Raw genomic sequence first — 7,073 nt, forward strand, 5'->3', positions numbered from 1 at the left:
CGGTCCGGCACGGGAGCGTACCGCAAGCAGGTCCGGGACGCGGTTCAGCGAATCGGCGTGGACCTCCCGGTTGTTGATATCGAGGGCTGGTGGGCCGAGCCGCGGTTCGTCGACCTGTTGGGGAGGCGTCTTCGCTCGGCGGTAAACTGGTTGTCCGCAGACGGGCGGAGCGATTTCGTCGTGCTCTTCACCGCGCACAGCCAGCCAGGGCTGCCCCAGGCGAACGAGCGGTTCTGCGCGGAGTTTGAAGCTTTGGCGGCAAGCGTCGCCAGGGCGGCGGGCGGCTATCCGTGGAGGCTGGCGTACCGCAGCGGGGGACCGGCACCGCAGGTTTGGCTGGGCCCGGATGTACGGGAGGTCATCGAGGCAGAAGCTGCTGCCGGACGCAAAGCCGTCGTCGTAAGCGAGCTGATGTCGCTGACCGAAAATGTGGAGGTGCTGTACGACGTAGGCATTGACTGCTGGGAGCTGGCCGCAAGATGCGGGATGGAGTTCACGCGCACGGAGTTTCTAAACGATGCGTACGAGTTTATAGATATGTTGAGCCGTTACGCCGCCCGGCGCATCCGGTGCAAGGACGATGCGTACGGCACGGCTGGCGTGCTTAGAACCTGAGATGAATAAAGCAAGGACCTGCTTTCGGGCATCATTGACGCCGGGCTGCGGGTCTTTTTTTATATTAAAATTGTGGGATCGGTCTCTCGAACAAAGGAGAGTGCATGCTGCGGACTGAAATTTGTTCGTTGACAAACGATAGGCGTCTCAGTACAATGATTTTTATTAGTAATAATTACGTTTAAGAAAGGTTTGCTGACCATGGAACACAACACAACGAAAATACCGGTTACGGTGCTGAGCGGTTATTTGGGCGCCGGGAAGACGACTATTTTAAATTATGTGCTGAATCACCGCCATGGGTTGAAGGTGGCGGTCATCGTCAACGATCTCAGCGAAGTGAACGTCGATGCGGCGCTGATTCAAGACGGAGGCGGACTGTCCCGCACGGAGGAAAAGCTTGTGGAAATGTCGAACGGCTGCATCTGCTGCACGCTGCGGGAAGACCTGCTGCGCGAGGTGGAGCGGCTGGCGCTCGAAGGCCGGTTCGATTACATCCTGATCGAATCGACCGGGGTGGGCGAGCCGGTGCCGGTGGCGCAGACGTTCACCTACATCGACGAAGAGCACGGCATTGATCTGTCCCGCTGGTGCCGCTTGGACTGTATGGTGACGGTGGTGGACGCTTATCGGTTCTGGCACGACTATTCCTCCGGCGAATCGCTGCTGGAGAGGCAGCAGGCCGTAGGCGCGGACGATACGCGCGATGTGGTCGACCTGCTAATCAGCCAGATCGAGTTCTGCGATGTGCTTATCTTGAACAAATGCGATCTGGTCGAAGAGGAAGAACTGAATGAGCTGGAGGGTGTACTGAGAAAGCTTCAGCCGCGGGCGAAGCTGCTGCGCGCGGAGCGGGGACAGGTGAATCCGGAGGAGATTTTGGACACCGGCTTGTTCGACTTCGAAGCCGCAAGCACTTCGGCGGGCTGGATGCAGGAGCTGATGAACGATCATCATACGCCGGAGACGGAGGAGTACGGCATCTCCTCGTTCGTGTACGAACGCCGCCGTCCGTTCCATCCCGAACGGCTTACGGCGTGGATGTCCGACTGGCCGGAGGCTATCGTCCGCGCGAAGGGGACGGTGTGGCTGGCGAGCCGCAACGCGCTTGCGCAAAGCTTGAGCCAGGCCGGCCCTTCGATTCAATTCGGCCCGGCCGGTTACTGGGTGGCCGCGCTCCCGGAAGCGGAGCGTCAGGCCATACTCGCCGAGGAGCCGGAACTCGCGCAGCATTGGGACCCCGTCTTCGGGGACCGGACGACGAAGTTGGTCTTGATCGGGATTGCGCCGGATAAGCGGCGGATCACGGAGGAATTGGATGCATGCCTGCTCACGGATGAGGAAATGGCAGGGGACTGGAGCCTGCTGCCCGACAGACTGCCGAACGTGTCGACGGAGCAGTTAGAAGAGGCATTGTTGCAATAAATCCGACATAGATTGGAAAGGAGGTGTCCCTTATGCGCGTCATCGTTACATTAGCCTGCACAGAATGCGGCGACCGGAACTACACGACAACCAAGAACAAGAAAACTCATCCGGGACGGCTCGAGCTTCGCAAATACTGCCCCCGGCTCAAGAAGGTAACTCTGCACCGGGAAACGCGCTAGGACGCGGCAGGGATGGGTCAGGAACATATTGACAATGCATCCTCCCCTCGGGTATCGTTAGGTTCATAACAACCGAATACCGGGAATCGGGTGCTTCGGACCTCGTCCGAAGCTTAAAAGGGAAGACGAGTGCAACTCCGTCGCGGTCCCGCCACTGTGAAGGGCGCTTGATTCAAGCTATCGCTCGGCAGCATGCCACTGAAGACATATCTTCGGGAAGGCGCCGAGCGGGAAGCCCTAAGCCAGGATACCTGCCTGATCCGATAACACGCTGGACCCTACGGAGCATAGGGTGTGTTAGGATACGAAGAACGGATATGCCGATGCACGGGCTGCTGTCTTACAGACAGCGCATTCGGGCATGCACATACGGGTCTGAAGGGAGTATTTCTAACCGACAGGGTTGGAATGCTCCTTTTCTTTTTTTGAAAAGAAGGAGGCGGAATAATGACAACATGGAATTTGTCCGGTACGCGCCACCATGTGCTTATCTGCAACGGCGGGAGCTGTATGAGGCAGCAGGGCGAGGAGGTTACCAAGGCGATCCGGGAGGAGATTGCCCGGCAGCAGGCGGACGCGCTCGTTCACACGACAAGAACGCGGTGCAACGGACGGTGCGAAGACGGTTGTATCGTCATCGTCTATCCGGAGGGCGTCTGGTACAAGGAAATGACCCCCGAGCTGGGTCGGGAGCTTGTACAGGAACATTTGCTCGGCGGACGCACGATACAGGAGCAGGTCCTCTATACGTATCAGGAAGAATTCATCGGGACGACCCGCGGGGCTGAAGGAACGCCGAAACCGCAGCCCTCGGATGGCCGATGAGCAGCGGTTTTGCAACCAACCGGATTCCGTGCTATAATGGTCGATGTTATTTTTTGAGCGTGGTGATGGTTATGATTCTGCATAGGACTGATTTGCCTCATAAAAAAGCTTTTCCAACCCTTGGCCGGACGGCTGGGGTTTTTTTGTTTCCTATGGGAAAAAGTTCTGGCGGGGGTCATAAATGATGAGTAAGGGGAACAATGCTTCCATTGCGGCGGTGTGGATCAGCCTGATCAGCAATGTCGTTCTGACGCTGCTCAAGCTGATCGTCGGCTTTCTATCCGGCAGCCAAGTGCTGCTTGCGGACGGCGTGCACAATGCGGGCGACGTCATTGCGACGGCCGCGGCATTAAGCTCGATGCGGATTTCCAAGCGTCCGGCGGACGAGGATCATCCGTACGGACACGGCAAAGCCGAGGTGCTCGGCTCCGCCTTCGTGGCCGTCGTGCTGGCGCTCGCTGCCTTGTTCATCGGCTATCATGCCGCTGCCGCGCTGTTCGAGGAACCGGCGGAAGCCAGCGTACTTGCGCTGACCGCGGCTTTGGTTTCGTTGGTCTGGAAGCAGGCCTTGTATATGTACACGATCCGGATCGGCAGACAGACGAACAGCAAAGGGCTGATCGCCACGGCTTACGACCATCTGGCCGACGTGTACGCGTCGCTTGCGGCCGTCGTAGGTATCGCGCTTGCGATGCTCGGCGAGGCTTGGAGCATCCCGTACTTGGCCTACGGCGACCCGCTCGCCGGGATTATCGTTTCGATTCTCGTCCTGAAGCTGGCTTACTCGATGGGGCAGGAAGCGTTCGACGTGCTGATGGAAAAAGCGGTGAAGCCGGAGAAGCTGGATGAATACGCGGCTCTCATCCAAACGATTCCGCAGGTGAAGCGGATCGACCGGCTTCGGGCGAGAGAGCACGGGCATTACATTTTGGTGGATCTGCGGGTCAGCATTCCGGGAGAGCTTACGGTTCAGGAAGGGCACGATATTTCCCGGCAAATCAAGCGTGCGATCATGGAGCGGCATGCCGATGTTGACGAAGTGCTCATCCATTTGAATCCATGGTACGAATAAGCTTTTGAAAAAAGGGGGCGCTTGCGGTTGGCATCTGTATTATCGATGGAAAAGCTTGCGAAATACCGGCAGCGGGGCGGTGAAGGAAGCGCTGCGTTATTCAGCGGCATAACGGCCGAGCTGGAGGAAGGCGGCATGGTCGCGCTGCTCGGCGCTTCCGGGCAGGGTAAAAGCACGCTGCTGCGCATCCTGGCGTGGCTGGACGCCGCGGATGAGGGGGAGCTGCGGCTGGACGGCAAGCCAGCTTCCGCATGGAAGCCGCAGGAGTGGCGGACGAAGGTAGCTTACGTTGCTCAGCAGGCCGTCATGCTGCCGGGAACCGTTGAGGACAATCTGTGCACGGTCAGCCACCTGCACCGCCGCCCATTCGACCGTCAGCTCGCCACACGCTGCATGGAAGCGCTTGGCCTTGGCGGAATGGTTTGGAGCAAGCCTGCGGGCGAGCTGTCCGGCGGCGAAAAGCAGCGGCTCGCGCTGGCCCGCTCGCTGCTGCTTCGGCCGGACGTTTTGCTGCTCGACGAAGTTACCGCATCCTTGGACCCGCACAGCCGGACGGCAGCCGAGCGGCTGCTGCGGGAATGGAACGAGCGGGAAGGGACTGCGCAGCTGTGGGTAACGCACGATCTGGAGCAGGCGCGCAGCGTCAGCAGGCGTGTATGGTTTATGGCTGAGGGGACGCTGCTGGAGAACCGGGAGACGCAGGACTTTTTTCATGCTCCGGACACGGAGCACGGCCGCCGGTTCGCGGCAGCGTTATCCGTTGCGGCCGCCCCAGGGAAGGGGGATGCGGAATGTCCAACCTGGCGCTAATCAGTACGCTGGTGTTCGTCGTCGTGACCATGCTCGTCTCGGTCTGGCAGAAGCTCGGCCTGGAGAAGGACGTGGCGATCGGCACCATTCGATCTGCACTACAGCTGCTGCTTGTGGGGTATGTGCTCCAGTTCGTCTTTCATACGGACAATCCCTGGTTCATCGTTCTGATCGTCAGCGTGATGATTGCGGTCGCTTCGTGGAACGCCGGGCAGCGTGCCAAAGGCGTCGGCGGCATCCGGCTGCGCATTGCCGTCGCGATTACGGCAACGGAAGCGATCACGATGACGCTGCTGCTCGGCCTCGGTATTATTCAGCCGACGCCGCAGTACATCATCCCGATCAGCGGCATTACGATCGGCACTGCGATGATCGTCTCGGGCTTGCTGCTAAACCAGATGAAGCGGGAGCTGGAGTCCTCCCGCGGCGAGATCGAAGCTTTGCTGGCGCTCGGCGCGACGCTGCGGCAGGCGATTCAGCAGTCGCTCAAGCGCTCGATCAAGTCCAGCATGATCCCGACGATCGATTCGATGAAGACGGTCGGCCTCGTTCAGCTTCCGGGCATGATGACCGGGATGATCGTAGCGGGAGCGAACCCGGTCGAAGCGGTGCGGTACCAGATTTTGATCATGTTTGTGCTTTCCTCCTCGGCGGCGATTACGGGAATGCTGCTGGGACTGATCAGCTACAAGCTGTGGTTTACCCGTGACGGCCGGTTGCGGTCGGGCGGATAGGATGCGGAGAATTTTAGGACAGCCCCTTGGACTTGTCACGATTCTTGTTTTTGAATTTTAGACGGATTGTTGATTTTATACGGCACGGGATGCCGCGTGAGCTTCTTGGCGATGATCTTTGCCTCAAAGGTAATCGTGTCGCCGATATCAAGTTCCAGCTTCTTCATCGTGGCGCTGTTGCTGGACCAGGCTTCGCCGATTTCGGTCGCCGGCTCGGCGATGGAAACGGCCTCGTAAATAATTACTTCATCGTCACTTTCGGAGAAATTATTCGGTACGGTTGTAAATTGTTTTACCGTGGCGGTCATTTTAACTTTTTCTTCCGGAAGCTGCAGCTTCGGCGCTTTTTCTTTCTTGGTCTTCCCCTTTGTCGGCTGTTTTGCGGTCTCTGGCTCTTCGGCCTGAGGCTTCATAGCCTCGGGGGCTTCAGGCTCCCGGGTTTCCTTCGCAGGAGGCTCTAATGATGTTTCGGTTGCCGCAACCGCTGGAACGGCGTTCTCCGGTTCCGCCGCATCCTCTGCACCGACGGAAGACTTCTGCCCGTAAGTTGAAGCCTGCATCTCTTTCAGGTAGGAAGGGTGGATGCAGTGCAGCCGTTTGTCTTCCAATTCGATGACAGCAGTCATTTTATCGACATAGCCGATCAACCGGCAGGCCAGTATGAGTCCGTTTCTCTTGTAGAAAAAGGTTTTGGCTTTGGACGCTTTCTCCGAAAGCAAATTCCATTCTTTGCATTGCTCAATGAGTGCCGCCTCGTCGTTAAAAGCGGTATAAGCCGCAGGCTCAATAAGGAATAGTTGCACCTGATCTTCTCTCCATTTCATTTATACTGCCGCGATTGTCATTCCAACTAGAGTATACAGCATCCGCAAGGGAATATAAATGTAGGCCCAAACTGCTTGTTTTTCAGCGTAGCCGATCCCCCCCTTGTTCATTATTGCGCGGTTTTGTCGGATCTTGATCTATACATTTAAAAAGCGCTGCGTTAGAATGGGAAGCAATTTAGCGGATGTTTCGCTACTAACAATAGATGCGGAGGTTCGTCAGCCTATGAAAGCGCTATTGGCGGGTTTGGGAGTCGCCGGGTTCGGCATGTACAAAAAGCTAAAGCAGCATGGTGGGATTGAAGTGGCGGTCGTCGAACCCAATCCGGCGATGAAAGAGAAGCTCGGTGCGGACGATACGCCTTTTTATACTTCATTGGAGGAAGCGCTTGCAGCGGAAAAGCCGGATATTTTCGTCAATGTGACGCCGCCTCATGTGCATACGGCCATCAACAACCGGGTGTTCGATCTCGGGCTGCCGGTACTGTGCGAGAAGCCCATCGCTTTTGATTACAACGAATCGATTCAGATCGTGGAACGGGCCGTGAAAGAGCGAATCCCGTTCATGATCGCGGAAAACTACCGC

9 protein-coding genes and 1 riboswitch are annotated in these 7,073 nt (G+C 57.6%); of the genes, 8 read left to right on the forward strand and 1 reads right to left on the reverse strand.

From position 1 onward, the window contains the following. From QJ48_RS22685 to fetB, 7 genes are all read left to right on the forward strand, one after another. A partial coding sequence (locus QJ48_RS22685; protein WP_162238546.1) for a ferrochelatase occupies positions 1-615 on the forward strand: 615 nt, incomplete at its 5' end. A gap of 201 nt (positions 616-816) precedes the next feature. Continuing rightward, entirely contained in the window at positions 817-2,040 is a 1,224-nt protein-coding gene (locus tag QJ48_RS22690) for a GTP-binding protein (RefSeq protein WP_054975762.1), read from the forward strand. 32 nt (positions 2,041-2,072) lie between these two features. Further along, positions 2,073-2,222 carry a 50S ribosomal protein L33 gene (gene rpmG, locus QJ48_RS22695; protein WP_010491717.1) on the forward strand — a complete coding sequence of 50 codons (150 nt, stop codon included), beginning with the start codon at positions 2,073-2,075 and terminating at the stop codon, positions 2,220-2,222. 71 nt (positions 2,223-2,293) lie between these two features. Then, a riboswitch (cobalamin riboswitch) is annotated at positions 2,294-2,496 on the forward strand. Positions 2,497-2,669: 173 nt separating this feature from the next. Beyond that, positions 2,670-3,047 carry a ferredoxin gene (locus tag QJ48_RS22700; protein WP_054975763.1) on the forward strand — a complete coding sequence of 126 codons (378 nt, stop codon included), beginning with the start codon at positions 2,670-2,672 and terminating at the stop codon, positions 3,045-3,047. A 184-nt stretch (positions 3,048-3,231) separates the two neighbouring features. Beyond that, complete coding sequence (locus tag QJ48_RS22705) at positions 3,232-4,119, forward strand: cation diffusion facilitator family transporter (protein WP_054975764.1); 888 nt, start codon at positions 3,232-3,234, stop codon at positions 4,117-4,119. Positions 4,120-4,146: 27 nt separating this feature from the next. Continuing rightward, complete coding sequence (locus QJ48_RS22710; protein WP_237763028.1) at positions 4,147-4,929, forward strand: ATP-binding cassette domain-containing protein; 783 nt, start codon at positions 4,147-4,149, stop codon at positions 4,927-4,929. Beyond that, the gene (fetB, locus tag QJ48_RS22715; protein ID WP_054975765.1) at positions 4,911-5,663 is read left to right on the forward strand and encodes an ABC transporter permease; all 753 of its coding nucleotides are present in this window, start codon (positions 4,911-4,913) and stop codon (positions 5,661-5,663) included. Before QJ48_RS22710 ends, fetB begins: the two co-directional genes overlap by 19 nt. 35 nt (positions 5,664-5,698) lie before the next feature. On the opposite strand, the gene QJ48_RS22720 is transcribed toward fetB, so the two are convergent. Further along, on the reverse strand, positions 5,699-6,466 hold the full coding sequence (locus tag QJ48_RS22720; RefSeq protein WP_237763029.1) for a hypothetical protein: 768 nt from the start codon (positions 6,464-6,466) through the stop codon (positions 5,699-5,701). Between the two features lie 247 nt (positions 6,467-6,713). Here QJ48_RS22720 and QJ48_RS22725 point away from each other — a divergent pair. Continuing rightward, on the forward strand, positions 6,714-7,073 hold a 360-nt coding region (locus QJ48_RS22725), incomplete at its 3' end, for a Gfo/Idh/MocA family protein (protein ID WP_237763030.1).

The organism is Paenibacillus sp. A3 (assembly GCF_001399685.1).
Classification (GTDB): Bacteria; Bacillota; Bacilli; order Paenibacillales; family NBRC-103111; genus Paenibacillus_G.